Source organism: Mesorhizobium sp. WSM1293 (assembly GCF_000513875.1).
GTDB classification, from domain to species: Bacteria; Pseudomonadota; Alphaproteobacteria; order Rhizobiales; family Rhizobiaceae; genus Mesorhizobium; species Mesorhizobium ciceri.
Window position 1 is genome coordinate 1 of record NZ_AZUV01000033.1, and the last position, 18,952, is coordinate 18,952.

An 18,952-nucleotide genomic window follows, 5' to 3' on the forward strand; every position below is an offset into this window, starting at 1 on the left:
CCTAACAGTGCCGCCAGCATCTGGCCGGTCTGGTTGGAATCGTCGTCGATCGCCTGCTTGCCGAGGATGACGAGGCCGGGCTGCTCGGCGTCGACGACGCCCTTCAGCACCTTGGCGACGCCGAGCGGCTCGGTCTGTTCGTCGGTCTTGACCAGGATGGCGCGGTCGGCGCCCATGGCGAGCGCCGTGCGCAGGGTTTCCTGCGCCTGCTGCGGGCCGATCGAGACGACGATGATTTCTTCCGCCTTGCCNGCTTCCTTCAGCCGGATCGCTTCTTCAACCGCGATCTCGTCGAACGGGTTCATCGCCATCTTGACGTTGGCGAGCTCCACCGCCGAACCATCAGCCTTCACGCGAACCTTGACGTTCGCATCCACAACCCGCTTCACGGGCACAAGGATCTTCATTTGCCTGTCACCTCTTCACGCTAATTGGGCGCGCTATAACAGCCTGCGCCCGTTCTGAGTTGTCGAAAGCCGACATTCCAGGTGGAAATTCTGGCCGGATGGAAATTCTGGTCTTTGCCCGCCCTAGGTTGCGGCGGAGACGTTTCCGTAGTTGCGGCAACCCTGCACGTCAATACGCTGCAAGTGGCTCAAATCGGTTCAGTCCGAACTGGAAGCGTTTCCGCGTCCCCAGCGCGGTGTCGCGGCGGGTTGATCGGGGATCAGCGGTTCCGTGGCAACCGGCGGCTGGTCGGGCGCGGCGGGCGCGACGTCTTCGTCGGCGCCGGCAAACAGCGGCACGCCGCGGCTACGCAAGACAAGCACCAGAACGGCGCCGGCGATGATGCCGCCGATATGGCAGGCCCAGGAGATCTGATCCTCGCCGCCGGCGGCAAACATCACCACCTGGAAAAGGACCCACAGGATGAGCGGGATGAAGGCCGGAATGCGCAGCGGGATGCGGGCGAAGGCCAACACCCAGACCTTCACCCTGGGATAAAGGATCAGATAGGCGACGACCACGCCGGCGATGGCGCCCGAGGCACCGATCAGCGGCACCTGCGAGTCCCAGGCGACGAGGCCCTGGAAGGCGGCGCCGGCGATCGCGCACAACAGGTAGAAGATGAGGTAGCGGATGTGACCGAGCGCGTCCTCGACATTGTCGCCGAACACCCACAGGAACAGCATGTTGCCGCCGAGGTGGAAGATGTCGGCATGCAGGAAGGAATAGGTGAGGTAGCTCAGGCTTTCGGGGATGACGATAAAACGGGGATCGAGCTCGGCGGTGTCATGAACGACCGACGGGATGAAGCCGAGACCAAGCACGGCGGCATTGGAGAAACTCTCGCCGCCGAGCGCGGTGGCGAGGTAGACCAGGGCGTTGGCCACGATCAGCCCGATGGTCACATATTGCAGGCGGATGTGGCGCAGCCTGTTGGTGTCGTAAAGCGGGATGAACATGCCCCAGGCCCTCTTCCGCTTTCGACAATCAGCGGTTCTTGCCGGGAACCCATAGCACGTCGGCGTTTCCGTTGTCATTGACCGCCCGGGCGGCGACAAACAGGAAATCCGAGACGCGGTTGATGTATTTCAGACCGTCGCGGTTGACGTGCTCGTTCGGGTCCTGGGCCAGTGCGACCATCAGCCTTTCGGCTCGCCTTGCCACGGTGCGGGCAAGGTGAAGTGCCGCCGCCGCCGCTGTGCCGCCATTGAGCACGAAGGATTTGAGCGGCTGAAGCTCCTTGTTGAGAAGGTCGATGTCCTTTTCGACCCGGTCGGTCTGCACGGCGACGATGCGAAGCGGCTCATAGCCGAGCGGCTTGCCGTCGTCGGGTACGGCGAGATCGGCGCCGAGATCGAACAGATCGTTCTGGATGCGGGACAGCATGGCGTCGATCGCGGGATGGGCCGCGGCCGTGTGGACCCTGGCGATGCCGATGCAGGCATTGGCCTCGTCGACCGTGCCGTAGGCCTCTACCCGCAGATCGGATTTCAGCCGCCTCTCGCCGGTGCCGAGACCCGTGGTGCCATCATCGCCGGTGCGGGTGTAGATCTTGTTGAGCTTGACCATTTCGCCTCCCCGGCCGCCGGCATCCTCACTTGCGGGTGAAATACACCGCCAGCAGGATCAGCACCAGCGCCACGGCCTGCAGCATGACTCGTGCCTGCATCAGCTTGTTCGAGGTGACGCCGGAGCCGCCGCGCATCATGTTGATGAGGCCGCGAACAAGCACGACCGCAACGGCGACCATGACCAGAATGGCGAGAATGTTGAAGACGGTTGCCATTGCTTCGTTCCAGTTGTTTGGCGTTCAGGCGCGTTTGGCCATCAGGCGGTAAAGCATCGATGCCGGCAGGATGCGTCTGAGCACCGCACCGATCCTGGCGGGCACTGTTACCACATAGTGCGGGCGTGGGCGCCGCGACAGAAGTGCATGGCGCAGCGCCGCATGAACCACTTCCGGCCCTGGCTTCAAGGCCGATTGGCTGCCGCCGGCCCGCAGTCGCTCGAGTTGCGCCGCATAGTCCACGCGGTGCACGGAATTCTCGTGGTCGATGTTGCTGAGAAACCAAATGAGGCCATTGCTGGCGATCTTCGACTTCACCGGCCCCGGCTCGATCAGCGAAACGTGGACGCCGCTGCCCGCCAGTTCCTGGCGCTGGCAGAGCATCAAGGCCTCCAGTGCGTGCTTCGACGCAGAATAGGCGCCGCGAAAGCGCACCGGCACGAGGCCAAGGATCGAGGAGCAGTGGACGATGCGGCCGTGACCCTGGCGGCGCATCACCGGCACCAGCCGGCGGGTCAAATCATGCCAGCCGAAGAAATTCGCCTCGAACTGCTGCTTGAGCGCGGCAACGGGCAGATCCTCGACGGCGCCCGGCTGCGCATACGCGCCGTTGTTGAACAGGGCGTCGAGCCGGCCGCCGGTGCGGTCGAGCACCGCCGTCACCAGCGCGGCGATGGAGTCCGGCTCGCAATAATCGAGATAGAAGGCCTCGATGCCATCGGCTTCGAGCGCGGCGAGGTCCTGTGGCTTGCGCGCCGTTGCGAACACCCGCCAGCCCTCCGCCTTCAACGCGCGGGCGCAGTACGCGCCTATTCCCGAAGACGCACCGGTGATGATAATCGAGCGCAACTTCTGCGCCGGACTGTTCGTGGTTTCGCCAAGGGTTGCCATTTGCCGCAATCCCTTCCCATATTCCCGGCGTGGAGACAATTGGAGGGCGCGGTTCTTGTTGCGGAAGATCGTAGCCCTCAAGCGGGTCCTCTACGACGCACTTGGCCATTTCAACACCGATGACGGCTGGGCGATGGCCAGCCATCTGGCGATCACCTCGCTGATGGCGCTGTTCCCGTTCCTGATCTTCGCGACGACGCTGGCGAGCTTCCTCGGCGCGCAGGCGTTCTCCGACACGGCCGTGCATCTGGTCTTCGACACCTGGCCCGAACAGATCGCCAAGCCGATCGCGCGCGAAGTGCTCAATGTGCTGACCGTCAGGCGCACCGACCTTTTGACCTATGGTGTGGTGCTTGCGGCCTATTTTGCCTCGAACGGCATCGAGGCGCTGCGCACGTCGCTCAACCGCGCCTACCGCGTCTCGGAAACGCGCGGCATCATCTACCGCCGGGTGCAGAGCATCGTCTTCGTTCTCATCGCCACGGCCGGTTTCCTGGCGATCAGCGTGCTCCTGGTGTTCGCGCCGCTGCTGGCGCGGCTCGCGGAAGCCCATATCGACTGGATCAAGCCCTATATGGGCACCATTACGCTATGGCGTTACGTCATCGCTTCGGCGGTCATTGTCGGCGGATTGTTTGCCGTCCATTTCTGGCTGCCGGCGGGCAAGCGCCGCTTCGTCTCGCTGGTGCCGGGCATCGTCTTCACGCTGGCGGCATGGCTTATCGGTTCGACCATCTTCGCCACCTATCTCGACCACTTCTCGTCCTATGTGACGACCTATGCCGGCCTGGCCTCGATCATGATCGCCGTGGTCTTCCTCTACATGGTCTCGGCGATCTTCATCCTCGGCGGCGAGCTCAATGCCGCGATCAGCCGCTACCTGGAGGCGCGCGCGCGGGTCGGATGACAGGTCGAATTGAGGAATTGAAGAACTGAAGAATTGGAGAAAAAGCGGGCCATATCCGGCGCTGTCTGTGCTTCTTCCTCAATTCCTCAATTCCTCAATTCCTCAATTCCACAGTTCTTCCCTTGGCCTGCCGCGCCGTTGCCAGGCCAACGCCGAATGTCGTGATCGCCATGCCGGAAATCTGAAGTGCGTTGAGTTGCTCGTCGAACAGGGCCCAGGCGATGATCGCCGTCACCGCCGGCACCAGGTAGAACAGCGAGGCCACCTTCGACATCTCGCCGTCGCGGATCATCACCATCAGGAGGAAGATGGCGCCGAGCGACAGCACCAGCACCAGCCAGGCCATGGCGAAGATCAGTTCGCCATTGATGACGACGGTGTGGGTTTCGAAGGCGAGGGAGGCGACGAGCATCAGCGAGCCACCGCCGACATATTGCCACATGGTCGCCGCGACGAGGTCGCCGCCGGAGGCAAAGCGCTTCTGCCAGATGGTGCCGGCGCTCATGCCGAGCACCGAAACCAGCGAGGCTGTCAATGTCGCCGCGGTCACGCCGCCGCCGAGCGCGCCGAGCTTCGGCCACAGCACGATGACGATGCCGATAAGGCCGATGCCAAGGCCAAGCCAATGGCGCGGCAGGATCGCCTCGCCGAGGAATTTGCCGGCCAGCACCGCCGTGATCAGCGGCTGCAGGCCGACGATGAGGGCCGAAAAGCCGGCCGGCATGCCCCTGTGGATGGCCCAGAACACAGCGCCGAGATAGACGCCATGCATCAGGATGCCCGCGCCGGTGGCATGCAGCGCCTCCTCGCGGGTGGCTTTTTTCGAACCCAATACAAGCATCAGGACGGCCAGCAGGATGGCGGCGATGACGAACCGCGCGGCGAGGAAGGTGAACGGCTCCGCCCATGGCATGGCGTAGCGTGCGCCAATGAAGCCGGTCGCCCACAGAACGACGAAGGTGGCGGGAATGAACCGCTTGATGCTGTGCATGTTCCGGGGTCCGCCGCACTGGAGAGAATTGCCGTGGCGATGCTCTAATCCCGTTCACCCTGGCGCGCAAAGCGAAACGGTTGATCCATAGATCACCGGAATTCAACGCCGGCCCATCTGGGGGAGTGGCTCCCTGGTCTCACCGGGCTCAAAGCCCGACCATTCGCCTGATGTCGTCAGGCGATGCGCCGGCATGGCGCAAGGCGGCAAGGCCGGTATCGCCCAGGCTCTTGGACAGTTTTCGCCCGTCGGGCCCGAGGATGAGGCGATGATGGAAATAGGCCGGTTGCGGCAGTCCCAGGAGTTGCTGCAGCAGGCGCTGCACGCCGGTGGCGGAAAACAGATCTTGTCCGCGCACGACGTGGCTGACACCTTGCAGGGCATCGTCCATGACGACGGCGAGGTGGTAGCTGGTCGGGATATCGCGGCGCGCCACGATCACGTCGCCCCAGTCCTGCGGACGGGCTTCGATCGAGCGTGTCGCGGAAAGCGTCTCGTCGGCGAATTCGGTCCAAGACAGGTCCTTGCCGACACGCGCCAAGGCGGCATCGACATCCAGCCGCCAGGCGAAGGGTGCATTCCCGGCGATCCGCCGCTGGCGTTCCTTGACTGGCAGCGCCTTGTCCGCGGCGGGGTAGAGCGGCACGCCATCAGGATCGCGCGGCCAGTCGCGCCCACGCTTTTCACTGTCGGTGATGAAGGCGCGGATCTCGCCACGGCTCATGAAGGCGGGATAGACGAGTTCCTCCCGGACCAGCCGCTCGAGCACCGCCTGGTATTCGGCGAAATGCTCGGATTGGCGGCGCACCGGCTCTTCCCAGCCAAGCCCCAGCCATTCCAGGTCGGCAAGCACGCCGGCCTCGAATTGCGGCGTGCAGCGCGTCGTGTCGATATCCTCGATGCGCAGCAGCAGGCGGCCGTCCGCCCGTGCCGCCAGCTTCCGGTTGAGCAGCGCCGAATAGGCGTGGCCGAGATGCAGGTCGCCATTGGGGCTGGGCGCGAAGCGGAATGTCAGGAGTGTCATCTCTGCGGCGGCAATCGGGTTGTGCGGCGGTTTTGCCAATTGCTACCGTGCTGCCGGTTCAGGAACAAGAAAGCATGCAGCGTATCGCGACATCGGACGACATTGCCCGGGGGCTCGATGCGCTTTGCGTGATCGACCCGCGCCTGGAAAAGGTGCGCGGCATGGCCGGCGAGGTGCCGCTGCGGCTGTCCGAACCGGGGTTTCGAAGCCTGGCGTCGATCGTCGTCTCGCAGCAAGTGTCCCGCGCCAGCGCCGATGCGATCTTCGGCCGGCTGACCAAGCTCGTCGATCCGCTGACGCCGCAGGCCATCCTGGCCGCCGGCGAGGACATGTTTCGCGAGGCCGGCCTGTCGCGGCCGAAGCAGCGTGGCCTGATCGCAATTGCCCAGGCCGTGGTCGACGGCCTCGACCTGCATCACCTCTGTTCGCTCGATGCCGAGGAGGCGATCACGACGATGACGGCGGTGTCCGGCATCGGCCCGTGGACGGCGGAAGTGTACCTTTTATTCGCCGCCGGGCACCCCGACATTTTCCCCGCGCGTGATGTCGCGCTGCAGAGCGCGGTCGGCCACGCGCTCGGCATCGAGCCGCGTCCGCCGGAGAAAACGCTGATCGCATTGGCCGAATCATGGAGCCCGTGGCGAGGTGTCGCATCGCGGCTTTTCTGGTCCTATTATCGTGAAACCAGAGGGCGGGACGCCGCGCCGCCGGCCTGAATCCGCGAAAAATCATAAAAATCATGCATTTTTGGCGCTTCAGCGACGCGACAATCCGCTTCACATCCCTGTCATGTCGGGCTTACAGTATCCGTGCCGTTCGGGTCTAGAACCAAGGAGGTGAACACGTGACGGTTGCCGTATCTCCGGATGGGCTTCCAGCACTGGTGCTGAATGCGGATTACCGTCCGCTCAGCTATTACCCCTTGTCGCTCTGGTCGTGGCAGGACGCTATCAAGGCGGTGTTCCTCGACCGGGTGAACATCGTCGCCGAATACGAGCACGCCGTCTCCTCGCCGACCTTCTCGATGAAGCTGCCGAGCGTTGTCAGTCTTAAGGCCTATGTGAAGCCCTCCAGGCACCCGGCCTTCACCCGCTTCAACGTCTTCCTGCGCGATCGCTTCCAGTGCCAGTATTGCGGCACGCCGGAGGACCTGACCTTCGATCACGTCATCCCCCGCCATCGCGGCGGCGCGACGACGTGGGAGAATGTCGTTGCCGCCTGTTCGCCGTGCAATTTGAGGAAGGGCGGCATGATGCCGGCGCATGCCAAGATGTGGCCGTTGCAGAAGCCTTTCCAGCCGACGGTGCACGATCTGCACAACAATGGCCGCCTGTTCCCGCCCAACCATCTGCATGAAAGCTGGATGGATTATCTCTACTGGGATGTCGAACTCGAACCATAGAGTTCGGCACAAATCCGCCATGCTGGCCGCCTGACGCAGCTTTCTGCGCTTCCGGTGCTCACGTACTTCAGTACGCTCCGCTCCGGTTCTCGAAAGCCGCGCCATCCGACTCAGCCTGGCGAATTTTTGCTCGAACTCTGCGTCGCGCCGTTCAATCGAATTGGTTTAGTCGCGGGCGAAAGCGGCTCGGAAGGCGACGGCGGCGAGGATCAGGCTGGCGATGGCGTTCCAGCCGGCCAGCGACAGGCCAAGGATGCGCAAGGCGGCCTTGTCGCAGGATGGCGGCACGAATTTGTCGAGCGCGTCGAGCACGCCCTTGCCGCCGGTGTCGACCGGCCCGGCGCCCGCCGTGCAATCGGTCGGGCCGGCCCACCACTGCCATTCGACGCCGGAGTGGTAGACGCCGAGATAGAGGCCGTAGAGCATCAGGATGCCGCCGACGGCCAGCAGGCCGCGTGTCAGCCATGCCGGTGCGTGCAGCATCGACGCAATCACCGCCAGCACCATCAGCGGCACGCCGATATAGTAGGGTGTGCGCTGTTCGAGGCAGAGGTGGCAGGGGATGTAGCCGCCGAGATACTGGAAGCCGAGCGCCGAGCCGACAGTGGCGGCCATGGCGACGGCGAGGAACAAGGCGGTCAGCGTGCGCTGGCGTCCGGTGTCGGCATTCATGGTCGCTGTCATTTCAATCGGTCCGTCCGGCTCGCAATGGTAATGTTCAGAACGCGTATTTGACCAGGATATAGAGCAAAATCAGGGCAACCGCGCCGGCGCCGGCGATCAGACCGAGGCGCTTTTCGATGAATTCGCGGATCGGTTCGCCATAGCGGCGCAGCAGCCAGGCGAGCAGCAGGAAGCGGGCGCCGCGGGCCACGATCGCCAGCACGATGAACAGCAGCAAATTGACGCCGATGACACCGGACAGGATCGTCACCACCTTGATCGGCGGCAGGTGGGCGGCACCCGACGTGATCAGCATCAGGACGATGAAGCCGACGCCGGCGCCCGCGCGCAGTTGCTCGAACTCGTCGTACTTGCCGTAGAATTCGAGGATCGGCCTGGCGACCGCGTCATAGGCATAGTGGCCGATGAACCAGCCGGCGATGCCGCCCAGCACCGAGGCGACGGTGGCGATCAGCGCATAGCGGTAGGCGCGGTCCGGCCGCGACAGCGCCATCGGCAGATAGAGCACGTCGGCCGGCACCAGGAACACCGAGCTTTCGACGAAGGCGATGAAGGCCAGCCACCATTCGGCGGATTTGCGGGCCGCCAGCGACAGGGTCCAGTCGTAAAGTCCGCGAAGCATCGGCACTCCTAATGCGTGTCGTTCAATTGCGCAGGCAGGTTGGGGTGTAACGGCATGCACAGAACAAAGACCCAGCGCACGCCATCCGTCCCCGCAGACGTGCCGCGCTTTGATGCGCCGCCTGTCTAGAAAGATTTTCCGCGCTGCACAATGGCAGCCCCGTCACGAAATCGAAAGGCGCAGTTTGGTCGCATCCGGGGCGACGAGGAATTGGCCAGTTGACGAACAGGCCTCCAACCGTATAGTCCCGCGCCATCCAGGCCGCCCGGCCTGAGCCCCTATGGCGGAATTGGTAGACGCGCTCGACTCAAAATCGAGTTCCGCAAGGAGTGCTGGTTCGATCCCGGCTAGGGGCACCACCCTTCGCTCTCCGAGCTTCGGGTGGCGGGTCACTCGAAGTTCAATAGACGAAGGGCGTCACGGTCGCTTTGGCTCCCGATATGTCTCAGCAGGCGATCAACACGCTTTGCGCGCCACGCTGGGGTCGCCGTCATTGGCCGGGCCGATCTCGCCAGCTGCCAGCAATTCGTCGAATGTCCGTTCTAGGTCGGCGCTGTCATCGGCTGCCGGTCCGCTGGGCGGATCCTGGCGTGTCAGCGTTTCCAGCCTTTGGTGAAGCTGGCGGTTCTCGTTGCGGCAACGGGCATGCGCGAGTTCGTCGGTCATGCCGCGCAAGCGGAGATCGGCGAGTTGAACCTTCACCGCGCCACAGTCCCGGCGCGCCGCGTCGCGCTCCTGGCGTAATTTCGCAATCTCGGTTTCCGAGGTTTGGCGCCGATGCTCGGCCACGTCCTCGGCGCGCTGCCCGGCGCTCGGCGTTGCGCGGACCACGCTTTGATCGGGGGCGCTGCGCTGGAGCGAGCGCAACCTCTTTTCAAGTTCCACGGCCCGTTCCTGCGCGGCGGCGGCGCAATCGCCGAGAACGCCGCGCTGATGCTCGACCGTGGACAGCCGCGCCTGCAGGTCCTGCTGTACAAGCATCTGCGCAGATAGTTTGCCGGTCAGTCGTTCGTTGTGGAGCTGGTAGTCCGCGACCTTGGAACGAAGCAGCATGGCGGCCTGTTGCAAGCTGGCGAGCCGCGATGCAACGTCCTCACGCGCCTGCTCGGCGGCTTGCCTGGTCATGGTCTCGTCGCGGAGTTGCCCCGACACGCGCGCCAGGTTCCGTCCCAGGCGCTCGACCTCGACATTCGCTTCGAGGAACCGTGTTGCGCGCTGGCCGGCATGCCTATCCGCCTGCGCAATGGTCTGCCGTGCCCTGTTGAGTTGGACCTCCAGGTCGGCGATGGTCTTGCTTGCGATCGATAGCTCGCGCGATTTTCGCCCAAGCTCTTTCGAGGTGCGATCCTGCAAGCGTTGCAGCTTCGCCACCTCTTCCTGCAAGTCCCATTTGTCCGTCTCGGGAGCGTCGGCATCGTGCGTTTGCGCATCGAGCCTGGCCACATAGTCCTCAACCAGCGACCACGCCAAGTCGTCATCGTTGGACAAGAGCGAGGAGCCGCGCATGGCGTGGGCCTGGCTCGAGCCCGTCCGGGCCGAAGTCGAGCCGAGGGAGGCGGCCAGCGTGTCTGACTGGGCCAATCCGGTCACGGGCTCCTCTTCGAAGAGAGGCAAAGCTTGATGCGTGGCGGCTCGGATGCTTCGAATCAGTTCTTCGAAGTCTTCGTCGGCCCTTCGGACAACGGCGCTGTCGTTCGCACTGATGTGCCGGGCGCCGTTGGCCTCATGATTCAGCGACATTTTTCTCTCATCGCGGACCGAATCACTAGACTATCGTGCATCAAGGACAAGAATGCGAGTAGATCTTGCCGGGTTTCACCGGAAAATTGCTGCAAAAAATCTCGTTTTTTTGAAGCGGAAGTCGATCTTAGCGCTTGCCTCTTGGGCAATCGAAGTAAAGTCCCGGCCACCTCTGTGTCAAATATTGCAGCGAAAATGTGCCATCCTTCCAGAACCGCACCCTTGCCTTTTCTCAGCGCCGCCCCAACAAGCTCTTCATGCGGTTGCGCAGCAGGCGGGCCATGTTGCGGGTTTCGCGGTAGAGGTGCAGTTGCGAGGCGGCCTGGCGGGTGAGGCGGTCGGCGTCCGGCGTCAGGCCGATCACCAGCGTGCCCATCGGCTTGCGCTCGGCCCATAGCCGGCTCATCACCGGATGGTCGGGCACGGCGCAGGAATCGGTCATCATGATGTTGGGATCGTCGAGATGCTGCCTGGTCACCTCGATCATCAGCAAGGTGCCCGGCGAATAGCTGGCCAGCGTCTCGTCATAGGCGGTCTTCCAGGTGTAGGCGATGCCGGCTTCGACGAAGACGATCAGGCAGGCAATGGTGCGGCCGTCGAGCGTCAGCGAATGGATGCGGCACATGTCCTGCTCGGCCAGCCGGTGCACGGCTTCGCGGGCGAAGGCGGCGCGGAAACGGTCGATCGCCATGGCGGTGCGTTCGCGGCCCTTCCAGCCGGCCGCCTCCAGCGTCAGGAAGTTCTCGATGGCGTGGCGGATGTCTTCGGGGCCGCGCGCCACAACATGCTCCAGCCTGCCGAGGTCGCCAAGGCGCCGCTTCAGCCGCCGGAACTCGCGATAATGGTGCGAACGCAGCGAGGCCTTCAGATAGTCATCGCCGTCGCGCTCGCTCTCCAGCGCCGGACGCAGGGTCTGGCCGGTGGTGACCAGCATCAGGCCGCGCGTCTCGGCCACGGTGGCAAACAGGCTCGCCACCGGGCCATCGAGGCGGACATCGGGCAGGACGAACACTTTCGGCAGCTTGAGATGCGGGCGCGACAGCATCGAGAAGAAATCCTCGACGACGCCCACCGGGTCGTCGCGGTCGACCAGCGGCGTGCCGAGCGGACCGAACGGGCTCGACCATGTGCGCATCACCGGCACGCCGAGCGGCACCACCGGCCGTTCCACCGAGAACGGCACCAGAAGGCGCAGCCGGTTGCGGTATTCGTCGCCGTCGCGGATGACCGCCAGCCGCACCTCGCGATCCTCCAGCCGCGGCATGGCGGGCGCAAGGAAACGCGGGTTGAAGAACACGTTGGGCTCGACCGTGCGGGCGCAGAGATAATCCAGCTCCTCGACCAGGTCGAAGCCGGCGGATGCCGGGTAGATGGCGAGCTTGCGCTCGGGCCGGTTGTTGGCGAGAATCTCGATATGGGCGGGGTCGGCGTCACGGGTCAGCCCGGCAAGGCCCGACACCATGGCGCCGGCGGTGCCGCCGCTGGTTTCCTCAAGCAACGGGATGGCAGCCATCACGCGGCTCCTTTCGCAGGCACGAAGATAAGCATGACGATGCCGAGCTTGCGCCACACCGTGAAGGACAGCGCGCCGGCTTCGAAGATCATGGCAAAGGCGGTGGCCATGGCCGCGCCCCACAGGCCGAACATCGGGATCAGCACCACGTTGAGGGCGATGTTGAAGGCCAGCGTCATGGCATAGACGGCGGCGCAGATGTTCTGGTTGCCGCTCATCGTCAGCAGGCTTTCGCAGGGGCCGACGGCGGCGCGCGCCGCGACGCCGAAGACGAGCAGGAACAGCAAGGGATAGCCGCTGCTGAATTCCGGGCCGAACAGCACCAGCATCGGCTCGCCGAGCGCCAGCACCAGCAGCGCCATCAACAGCGAAGGCCAGAACGTCCACGACACCGTCTCGCGGGCAAAGGCGGCGAGCCTTTGCGGGTCGCCATGGGTGAACTGGGCGTAGCGCTGGGCAACGCCGGCCTTGACGGCGAAGTAGACGAAATGCACCAGCGCCAGGGTCTTCACCGTGGCGAAATAGACGGCGACGTCATTGGGGTCCATATAGGCGCCGACCATCAGCACGTCGGCATTGGTGAGCAGGAAGAAGAAGCTCTCGACCAGGAAGATCGGCAGCGAGACGATGAACCATTGCGCGAAATGGACCTTCATCGGCCCGGCCGGAATCTGCCGTTCCATGCGCTGGGTGACACCGATAAGCTGGCCGAGCGTTGTGGCGTAGGTGGCGGCGATCGAAGCAAAGATTGCGGTCCTGGCATCGGGTGCGTAGCCCGCAAACAGCATCAGCGCCATGAACAGCAGGATCAGCACCGGCCGCACCAGATAGGTCGGCGACAGGGCAAACAGCGCCCAGCTGTTGGCGCGTGCCAGGCCCGACAGAAGGTCGGACATGGCGATCATCGGCAGGCAGATGACGCCGAGGATGAACGGGATCACATAGTAGCTTTCGATCCAGGGTGCCGCCAGCCAGACGCCGAGCGCGCCGAGCCCGGCAATCAGCGTCGAGGCGATCAGCACGAACAGGCGGCTGGCCAGCACGATGCCGCGCAGCTCATCCATCAAGCCGCGCTCGCGGTATTCGGGAATGTAGCGGATGACCGAGGTGTGGAAGCCCAGGCAGGCGAGATTGCCGACGATGACCATCGTCACCCAGACGAGGACGAAGATGCCATATTCGAACGAGCCCATCCAGCGTGCCATCAGCACCTGGCTGACGAAGGCGATGACGGCGCTGACGATGCGGACCGAGAAGGCGATGACCGACATGCGGCTCGCCTCGCCGCGCTCGTCGGCGGTGAACAGCACGGCATCGATGCGGCCAAGCAACGGCTCCATGCGCAGCGCCCAACGCTGCGGCAAGAACCGCCCGGCAGTCGTGGCCGCGGAAAAGCGCACCCCGATTTCTCTCCGTTTTCCGCTTCTTTTCAGGCGTTGGTGTAGCGGAGACACATTAAGAAACGGTTGGGTGAGAAGTTCCTTCGCCCCGTCCTATACGGGGGAGAACGTGCCGGCAGGCGGGTGAGGGGCGGCGCAGGCGTTTGAGGTTGCGCCGCTGTCTCATCATCGCCGAGGCGCGGAGCACGGAGACGTTGCCGATCAGGATAGCACCCGGCTTTATCGCAAGATCGTGCCTCAGATGGTGCCTTGGCTGCCAGAGGAAGAGGCCGCGCAGCTGAAGTTCGAGTTCGAGGCGGCTTAGTCGGCGGGACAGCGCCCCCCTCTGGCCTGCCGGCCATCTCCCCCTCAGGTGGGGAGATTGGCTAATCGCGAAAATCCGAGCCGCCCCTCATCTGCCTGCCGGCACCTTCTCCCTGTGAACGGGGGGAAGGAATAGCGCTGCGCTCTTTACGCGAACGCCCCATGGCAGTGCTTGTATTTCTTCCCCGAGCCGCAGGGGCAGGCTTCGTTGCGGCCGACTTTGCCCCAGGTGGCCTGGTTGTTGGGGTCGCGGTCTTCGGGGGCGACGATTGCGGTCGTCTCCGGGCGGACCAGGAGGGCGGTTTCGCCGCCTTCGAAGTCGTTCTCGCCGGTTGTGCCGTCGATATGGGTGCCGAACATGTCGGGGGCTTCCGGAGGCGGGGCTTCGGCGGCCTGACGGACCAGTTCGACGCGCATCAGCTGCGCGGTGACGGCCTGGCGCAGATTGCCAAGCATGGCCTGGAAGAGTTCGAACGCCTCGCCCTTGTACTCCTGCAGCGGATCGCGCTGGGCGTAGCCGCGGAAGCCGACGACCGAACGCAGATGGTCGAGATTGACGATGTGCTCGCGCCACAGATGGTCGAGCGTCTGCAGCACCACCGAGCGCTCGACGTAATTCATCACCTCGGGGCCAAAACGCTCGGCGCGCTCCTTGGCGGCGGCTTCGGCGGCCTGCGCGATGCGCTCGCGGATGTCGTCCTCGGCGATGCCCTCTTCCTTGGCCCAGTCCTCGACCGGCAGGTCGAGGTTCAGGAACTCGGCGATCTCGGCCTTTAGCCCGGCAACGTTCCACTGCTCGGCATAGGCATTTTCGGGAATGGCCTTGGCGACGATCTCGTCGATGACGCCTTCGCGCATCTCGGCGATCGTTTCGGAGAGGCCTTCGCCGTCCATCAGTTCGATGCGCTGCTCGAACACCACCTTGCGCTGGTCGTTGGAGACGTCGTCATATTTCAACAGGTTCTTGCGGATGTCGAAGTTGCGCGCCTCGACCTTCTTCTGCGCCTTTTCCAGCGCCTTGTTGATCCATGGATGGATGATCGCCTCGTCTTCCTTGAGGCCGAGCTTCTGCAGCATGCCGTCCATGCGCTCGGAGCCGAAGATGCGCATCAGATCGTCCTGCAGGGACAGGAAGAATTTCGAGCGGCCGGGGTCGCCCTGGCGACCGGAGCGGCCACGCAGCTGGTTGTCGATGCGGCGCGATTCGTGGCGTTCGGTGGCCAGCACATAGAGGCCGCCGGCGGCCAATGCCTTTTCCTTCAGCCGCTCAATGTCGGCAATGATTTCCTTTTCCCGCGCCTCGCGTTCGGGGCCGGCCGGCATGTCGCCCAGCTCTTCCTCGATCCGCATCTCGGCATTGCCGCCGAGCTTGATGTCGGTGCCGCGGCCGGCCATGTTGGTGGCGATGGTGATGGCGCCGGGCTTGCCGGCCTGGGCGACGATCGCCGCCTCGCGCTCGTGATGGCGGGCGTTCAGCACTTCGAAATCGGTAAAACCTTCCTTGCGCAGGCGCTCGGCCAGCTGCTCGGACTTTTCGATGGAGGTGGTGCCGACCAGCGTCGGCTGGCCCTTGGCGCTGGCTTCGCGGATCTCCCTGACGATCGCCTTGTATTTCTCCTCGACCGTCCGATAGACCTCGTCGTCCTCGTCGATGCGGATCACCGGCAAATTGGTCGGGATCTCGGTGACTTCGAGGCCGTAGATGTTGCCGAATTCCTCTGCCTCGGTCAGCGCCGTGCCGGTCATGCCGGACAGCTTCTTGTAGAGGCGGAAATAGTTCTGGAAGGTGACGGAGGCGAGCGTCTGGTTCTCCGGCTGGATCGCCACATGCTCCTTGGCTTCGAGCGCCTGGTGCAGGCCTTCCGAATAGCGGCGGCCCGGCATCATGCGGCCGGTGAACTCGTCGATGATGACGATCTCGCCGTTGCGGACGATATAGTCCTTGTCCTTCTGGAACAGCCGGTGCGCCTTCAGCGCGTTGTTGACGTGGTGGACGATGGCGACGTTCTCGACGTCGTAGAGCGACTCGCCCTTGAGCAGGCCGGCGTCGCGCAAAAGGTTCTCGAGCTTCTCGGTGCCTTCCTCGGTGAAGATCGAGGTCTTCTGCTTCTCGTCGATCTCATAATCCTGCGGCTGCAGCTGGATGATGAAGGTGTCGATGGTGTTGTACATTTCCGAACGGTCCTCGAGTGGACCGGAAATGATCAACGGCGTGCGTGCCTCGTCGACCAGGATGGAATCGACTTCGTCGACGATCGCGTAATTGTGACCGCGCTGCACCATCTGGGCGCGCTCGTATTTCATGTTGTCGCGCAGATAGTCGAAGCCGAGCTCGTTGTTGGTGGCGTAGGTGACATCGGCGGCGTAGGCGGCGCTGCGCTCCTCGTCGGACAGGCCGTGGACGATGACGCCGACCGAGAGGCCGAGGAATTTGTAGACGCGGCCCATCCATTCGGAGTCGCGGGTGGCCAGATAGTCGTTGACGGTGACGACGTGGACGCCCTTGCCGGCAAGCGCGTTGAGGTAGACCGGCAGCGTCGCGACCAGGGTCTTGCCCTCGCCGGTGCGCATCTCGGCAATGCCGCCATTGTGCAGCACCATGCCGCCGATCAGCTGGACATCGAAGGGGCGCATGCCGAGCACGCGGCGCGCGGCCTCGCGGGCGGTGGCGAAGGCCGGCACCAACAGGTCGTCGAGCGTGGCGCCGTTGGCGATGTCCTGGCGGAATTTCGCGGTGCGGCCGACCAATTCCTCATCGGAAAGCGCCCGCATCTCGTTTTCCATGGCGTTGATCGCCTCGACACGGGGCCGGGTCGATTTGACCCGACGGTCGTTGGAGGAACCGAAAACCTTACGGGCGAGACCGCCGAGACTGACCATCCAATGGTCCTTTCGATAGAATTCTCAATCTTGAGATGAGCGCCGGGCGGCCCCATCAATTCCACGTGAACGTGGACAAACACAAAAAGCGCCCGGAAAACGGTTCTGGACGCAAAGTCGTTGGACAGATAAGAGGGGGCTCAACTGATGTCAACGCCGCGCTGGCCCTGCTGGCTGCGCCAAATTCCGCCACAATCTGGCCGATCTGGAAGCACCTCTCTTAACAATCCCCACCGGAGTCCCCCTATGTCCCTGTTGTTTCGCCGTGCGTCGCTCGCCAGCCTTGGCTTGGCCGTCGGCCTGTCGGCCCTTTCGCTCTCGCCTGTGACGGCGCAGCAAACCGCTCCCGCTCCGGCGGATGCAGCAGCGCCAGCCGCGGCACCGGTCGATCCCAATAAGGTTATCGCCACGGTCAACGGTCAGCCCCTGACCGAAGCAGATCTGGTGCTTGCCGAAGGGGAATTGTCGCAGCAGTTCGCACAATTGCCGCCCGAGCAGCGCCGTGCCGCCGCCCTTTCGGCTGCCATCGAGATCCGCGTCATGGCCGCCCAGGCGGTCACCACAGGGCTCGACAAGGATCCCGACTTCCAGCGCCGCATGGCCTTCCTGCAGCAGCGCGCGCTGCATGGCGAGATGGTCGAGAAGGGTGTCGTCGACAAGGTCACCGACGCCGAGGTCCGCGCCCGTTACGACCAGGAAATCGCCAACACGCCGCCCACCAACGAGCTGCATGCCCGTCACATCCTCGTGAAGACGAAGGAAGAGGCCGAGGCGATCATCAAGCAGCTCGACGGCGGCGCCGACTTCCAGAAGCTCGCCAACGAGCACACCAGCGATCCGTCAGGCAAGACCAGCGGCGGCGATCTCGGCTGGTTCGGACCTGGCCAGATGGTGCCGGAGTTCGACAAGGCGGCCTCCGCGCTCGAGGTCGGCAAATACACCGAGCAGCCGGTGCAAACGCAGTTCGGCTGGCATGTCATCAAGCTTGAAGACAAGCGCACCAAGCAGCCGCCGGCCTTCGACGACGTCAAGGACCAAGCCAAGCAGGCCGTCATCCGCGACAAGTATTTCGCGCTGGTCAAGTCGCTGCGCGCCGGCGCCAAGGTCGAGATCCCCGACGCCAACCTGAAGAAGGCGGTCGATACGCTGGAAAGCGCCAAGTAAGTTTCATTCTAACAGACTGCTATCACCGTAGATCCTCGGGCTTGTCCCGAGGATCTACGGCCTTGGGAAGAATAGCTGTCATATTCAAGCACTTATGCTGATGTCGGCAGATCCTCGGGACAAGCCCGAGGATGACGGGAATCCGTGGCGCACCCCCTGAGCACACCGGGAATCCGTGGCGCACCATGATGAGGGCAGCGCCTGAATCCGACAATTGGCTGCTGGCTGCTAAAGCGCGTTGTGAGCTATGCCTCGCATCACGTAGTTGACGGCCTTGCCGATGGTCGCTTCGTCCTCGTCGAGCCGGTTGGTCAGCAGATGTCTCCAGGCGAAGGAGGCGATCAGGTCGGCGACAACAGCTGAATCGATTTCGGCCGGGATTTCGCCCCTTGCCTTGGCGCGTTCGATGATCTGGCCGGTATGGGACCGTCGGCCCAGTGAGTAGTCGGCAAGGGCCGCGGCAGCGGTCGCGTCCGACTGTGCCTCGGCGATCAGCGACCGGAACACGCTTCCCGACGATGTCTCGCGCCAGTGGGCGAACAGGTTTTTCAGGAAGCCGACGAGATCCTCCTCCAGCCGCCCGGTATCGGGAACATCGACGCGCTTCTGGCGCTGGTAGACCTCAAGCAGCAACGCCGCCTTGCTCGGCCACCAGCGATAGATGGTGGGTTTGCCGGCGCGGGCCCGCCGCGCCACCGCCTCGATCGAGAAACCGGCATAACCGGCTTCGACCAGTACGGTCTCGGCGGCTTGGAGAATGGCCTCGGCGCTGTCGGGATTGCGCCGCGCACCGATCGATCTGCGCGCCGGATCGGCGTCCTCGGCCATCTCTGTCGTCCTCGCCAAACACTTCGCCGGCAATATAGGTGACCCGACGCTCAAACGAAACGGCGCGTTTTGAAGCTTCTGGAGGCTGGCAAGGTCGGGGCAGGGGTTGGTCGTTTTTCTGGAATCTTACCGGCGTCTCGGTTGGTGAGCCCCCAAAAGCAAAACCCGCCGGAGGCGGGTCACTGGCGCAAATCAGCACCATGGACGAAAATGTAGCATAGCTGCTCTCACCCTGTCAAGAATAAATTCCTACTAACATGAACGCGGCCGGCGCAAACTGGCTGACACCGCCGGACCGGCCGTCGGACGATGTCTACTGCATGGGCTTGCGACGTCTCGGAGCCCTGCTCCCAGGGGCGAGTTCGAGCTC

At 63.8% G+C, this 18,952-nt stretch carries 18 protein-coding genes and 1 tRNA gene; 5 read left to right on the plus strand and 14 right to left on the minus strand.

The window, feature by feature from the left end:
- From M729_RS0127745 to M729_RS0127765, 5 genes are all read right to left on the minus strand, one after another.
- On the minus strand, positions 1-407 hold a 407-nt coding region (locus M729_RS0127745; protein ID WP_032809465.1), incomplete at its 3' end, for an electron transfer flavoprotein subunit beta/FixA family protein.
- Positions 408-605: 198 nt separating this feature from the next.
- On the minus strand, positions 606-1,406 hold the full coding sequence (locus tag M729_RS0127750; protein WP_027163501.1) for a rhomboid family intramembrane serine protease: 801 nt from the start codon (positions 1,404-1,406) through the stop codon (positions 606-608).
- A 28-nt stretch (positions 1,407-1,434) separates the two neighbouring features.
- Positions 1,435-2,016 carry a cob(I)yrinic acid a,c-diamide adenosyltransferase gene (locus M729_RS0127755; protein WP_013529427.1) on the minus strand — a complete coding sequence of 194 codons (582 nt, stop codon included), beginning with the start codon at positions 2,014-2,016 and terminating at the stop codon, positions 1,435-1,437.
- Between the two features lie 25 nt (positions 2,017-2,041).
- Positions 2,042-2,233 (minus strand): twin transmembrane helix small protein, encoded by a 192-nt coding sequence (locus M729_RS0127760; RefSeq protein ID WP_013529428.1) that lies wholly within the window; start codon positions 2,231-2,233, stop codon positions 2,042-2,044.
- 24 nt (positions 2,234-2,257) lie between these two features.
- Complete coding sequence (locus M729_RS0127765; protein ID WP_084652739.1) at positions 2,258-3,124, minus strand: SDR family oxidoreductase; 867 nt, start codon at positions 3,122-3,124, stop codon at positions 2,258-2,260.
- Positions 3,125-3,179: 55 nt separating this feature from the next.
- Here M729_RS0127765 and M729_RS0127770 point away from each other — a divergent pair, with 55 nt between their 5' ends.
- Positions 3,180-4,031 carry a YihY/virulence factor BrkB family protein gene (locus tag M729_RS0127770; RefSeq protein ID WP_032809466.1) on the plus strand — a complete coding sequence of 284 codons (852 nt, stop codon included), beginning with the start codon at positions 3,180-3,182 and terminating at the stop codon, positions 4,029-4,031.
- Positions 4,032-4,125: 94 nt separating this feature from the next.
- On the opposite strand, the gene M729_RS0127775 is transcribed toward M729_RS0127770, so the two are convergent.
- Both M729_RS0127775 and gluQRS read right to left on the minus strand, forming a co-directional pair.
- On the minus strand, positions 4,126-5,022 hold the full coding sequence (locus M729_RS0127775) for a DMT family transporter (RefSeq protein ID WP_013529431.1): 897 nt from the start codon (positions 5,020-5,022) through the stop codon (positions 4,126-4,128).
- Between the two features lie 148 nt (positions 5,023-5,170).
- Positions 5,171-6,046: a tRNA glutamyl-Q(34) synthetase GluQRS gene (gluQRS, locus tag M729_RS0127780; protein ID WP_027163504.1), complete on the minus strand. Its 876-nt coding sequence runs from the start codon at positions 6,044-6,046 to the stop codon at positions 5,171-5,173.
- Between the two features lie 74 nt (positions 6,047-6,120).
- Here gluQRS and M729_RS0127785 point away from each other — a divergent pair, with 74 nt between their 5' ends.
- Both M729_RS0127785 and M729_RS0127790 read left to right on the plus strand, forming a co-directional pair.
- On the plus strand, positions 6,121-6,762 hold the full coding sequence (locus M729_RS0127785) for a DNA-3-methyladenine glycosylase (protein ID WP_013529433.1): 642 nt from the start codon (positions 6,121-6,123) through the stop codon (positions 6,760-6,762).
- 128 nt (positions 6,763-6,890) lie between these two features.
- Positions 6,891-7,448, plus strand: a complete 558-nt coding sequence (locus tag M729_RS0127790; RefSeq protein ID WP_006328497.1) for an HNH endonuclease — start codon at positions 6,891-6,893, stop codon at positions 7,446-7,448.
- Between the two features lie 165 nt (positions 7,449-7,613).
- On the opposite strand, the gene M729_RS0127795 is transcribed toward M729_RS0127790, so the two are convergent.
- Complete coding sequence (locus M729_RS0127795; RefSeq protein WP_027163505.1) at positions 7,614-8,132, minus strand: disulfide bond formation protein B; 519 nt, start codon at positions 8,130-8,132, stop codon at positions 7,614-7,616.
- A gap of 34 nt (positions 8,133-8,166) precedes the next feature.
- A complete protein-coding gene (locus M729_RS0127800; RefSeq protein WP_013529435.1) occupies positions 8,167-8,754 on the minus strand; it encodes a YqaA family protein in 588 nt (195 codons plus the stop codon).
- Between the two features lie 274 nt (positions 8,755-9,028).
- Here M729_RS0127800 and M729_RS0127805 point away from each other — a divergent pair.
- Positions 9,029-9,113, plus strand: a tRNA-Leu gene (locus tag M729_RS0127805).
- 97 nt (positions 9,114-9,210) lie between these two features.
- Here the strand turns inward: M729_RS0127805 and M729_RS0127810 are convergent.
- The 4 genes from M729_RS0127810 to secA all read right to left on the minus strand — a co-directional run bounded on the left by M729_RS0127810 (position 9,211) and on the right by secA (position 16,590).
- On the minus strand, positions 9,211-10,494 hold the full coding sequence (locus tag M729_RS0127810) for a hypothetical protein (protein ID WP_027163506.1): 1,284 nt from the start codon (positions 10,492-10,494) through the stop codon (positions 9,211-9,213).
- A gap of 232 nt (positions 10,495-10,726) precedes the next feature.
- On the minus strand, positions 10,727-12,007 hold the full coding sequence (locus M729_RS0127815; RefSeq protein ID WP_013529437.1) for a GNAT family N-acetyltransferase: 1,281 nt from the start codon (positions 12,005-12,007) through the stop codon (positions 10,727-10,729).
- Positions 12,007-13,407 (minus strand): lipopolysaccharide biosynthesis protein, encoded by a 1,401-nt coding sequence (locus tag M729_RS0127820; protein ID WP_027163507.1) that lies wholly within the window; start codon positions 13,405-13,407, stop codon positions 12,007-12,009. Before M729_RS0127820 ends, M729_RS0127815 begins: the two co-directional genes overlap by 1 nt.
- A gap of 450 nt (positions 13,408-13,857) precedes the next feature.
- Entirely contained in the window at positions 13,858-16,590 is a 2,733-nt protein-coding gene (gene secA / locus M729_RS0127825; RefSeq protein ID WP_013529439.1) for a preprotein translocase subunit SecA, read from the minus strand.
- A gap of 246 nt (positions 16,591-16,836) precedes the next feature.
- Here secA and M729_RS0127830 point away from each other — a divergent pair, with 246 nt between their 5' ends.
- Entirely contained in the window at positions 16,837-17,754 is a 918-nt protein-coding gene (locus tag M729_RS0127830) for a peptidylprolyl isomerase (protein ID WP_027163508.1), read from the plus strand.
- Between the two features lie 228 nt (positions 17,755-17,982).
- Here M729_RS0127830 and M729_RS0127835 read toward each other — a convergent pair whose 3' ends face one another.
- Positions 17,983-18,582, minus strand: a complete 600-nt coding sequence (locus M729_RS0127835; protein WP_027163509.1) for a TetR/AcrR family transcriptional regulator — start codon at positions 18,580-18,582, stop codon at positions 17,983-17,985.
- Positions 18,583-18,952: the final 370 nt, after the last annotated feature.

Excerpts from the sequence above, each read along its gene's own strand:
- M729_RS0127750 (WP_027163501.1), bottom strand. The coding sequence starts at position 1,406 with ATGTTCATCCCGCTTTACGACACCAACAGGCTGCGCCACATCCGCCTG.
- M729_RS0127755 (WP_013529427.1), bottom strand. The coding sequence starts at position 2,016 with ATGGTCAAGCTCAACAAGATCTACACCCGCACCGGCGATGATGGCACC.
- M729_RS0127760 (WP_013529428.1), bottom strand. The coding sequence starts at position 2,233 with ATGGCAACCGTCTTCAACATTCTCGCCATTCTGGTCATGGTCGCCGTT.
- M729_RS0127765 (WP_084652739.1), bottom strand. The coding sequence starts at position 3,124 with ATGGCAACCCTTGGCGAAACCACGAACAGTCCGGCGCAGAAGTTGCGC.
- M729_RS0127775 (WP_013529431.1), bottom strand. The coding sequence starts at position 5,022 with ATGCACAGCATCAAGCGGTTCATTCCCGCCACCTTCGTCGTTCTGTGG.
- gluQRS (WP_027163504.1), bottom strand. The coding sequence starts at position 6,046 with ATGACACTCCTGACATTCCGCTTCGCGCCCAGCCCCAATGGCGACCTG.
- M729_RS0127785 (WP_013529433.1), top strand. The coding sequence starts at position 6,121 with ATGCAGCGTATCGCGACATCGGACGACATTGCCCGGGGGCTCGATGCG.
- M729_RS0127795 (WP_027163505.1), bottom strand. The coding sequence starts at position 8,132 with ATGACAGCGACCATGAATGCCGACACCGGACGCCAGCGCACGCTGACC.
- M729_RS0127800 (WP_013529435.1), bottom strand. The coding sequence starts at position 8,754 with ATGCTTCGCGGACTTTACGACTGGACCCTGTCGCTGGCGGCCCGCAAA.
- M729_RS0127810 (WP_027163506.1), bottom strand. The coding sequence starts at position 10,494 with ATGTCGCTGAATCATGAGGCCAACGGCGCCCGGCACATCAGTGCGAAC.
- M729_RS0127815 (WP_013529437.1), bottom strand. The coding sequence starts at position 12,007 with ATGGCTGCCATCCCGTTGCTTGAGGAAACCAGCGGCGGCACCGCCGGC.
- secA (WP_013529439.1), bottom strand. The coding sequence starts at position 16,590 with ATGGTCAGTCTCGGCGGTCTCGCCCGTAAGGTTTTCGGTTCCTCCAAC.
- M729_RS0127830 (WP_027163508.1), top strand. The coding sequence starts at position 16,837 with ATGTCCCTGTTGTTTCGCCGTGCGTCGCTCGCCAGCCTTGGCTTGGCC.
- M729_RS0127835 (WP_027163509.1), bottom strand. The coding sequence starts at position 18,582 with ATGGCCGAGGACGCCGATCCGGCGCGCAGATCGATCGGTGCGCGGCGC.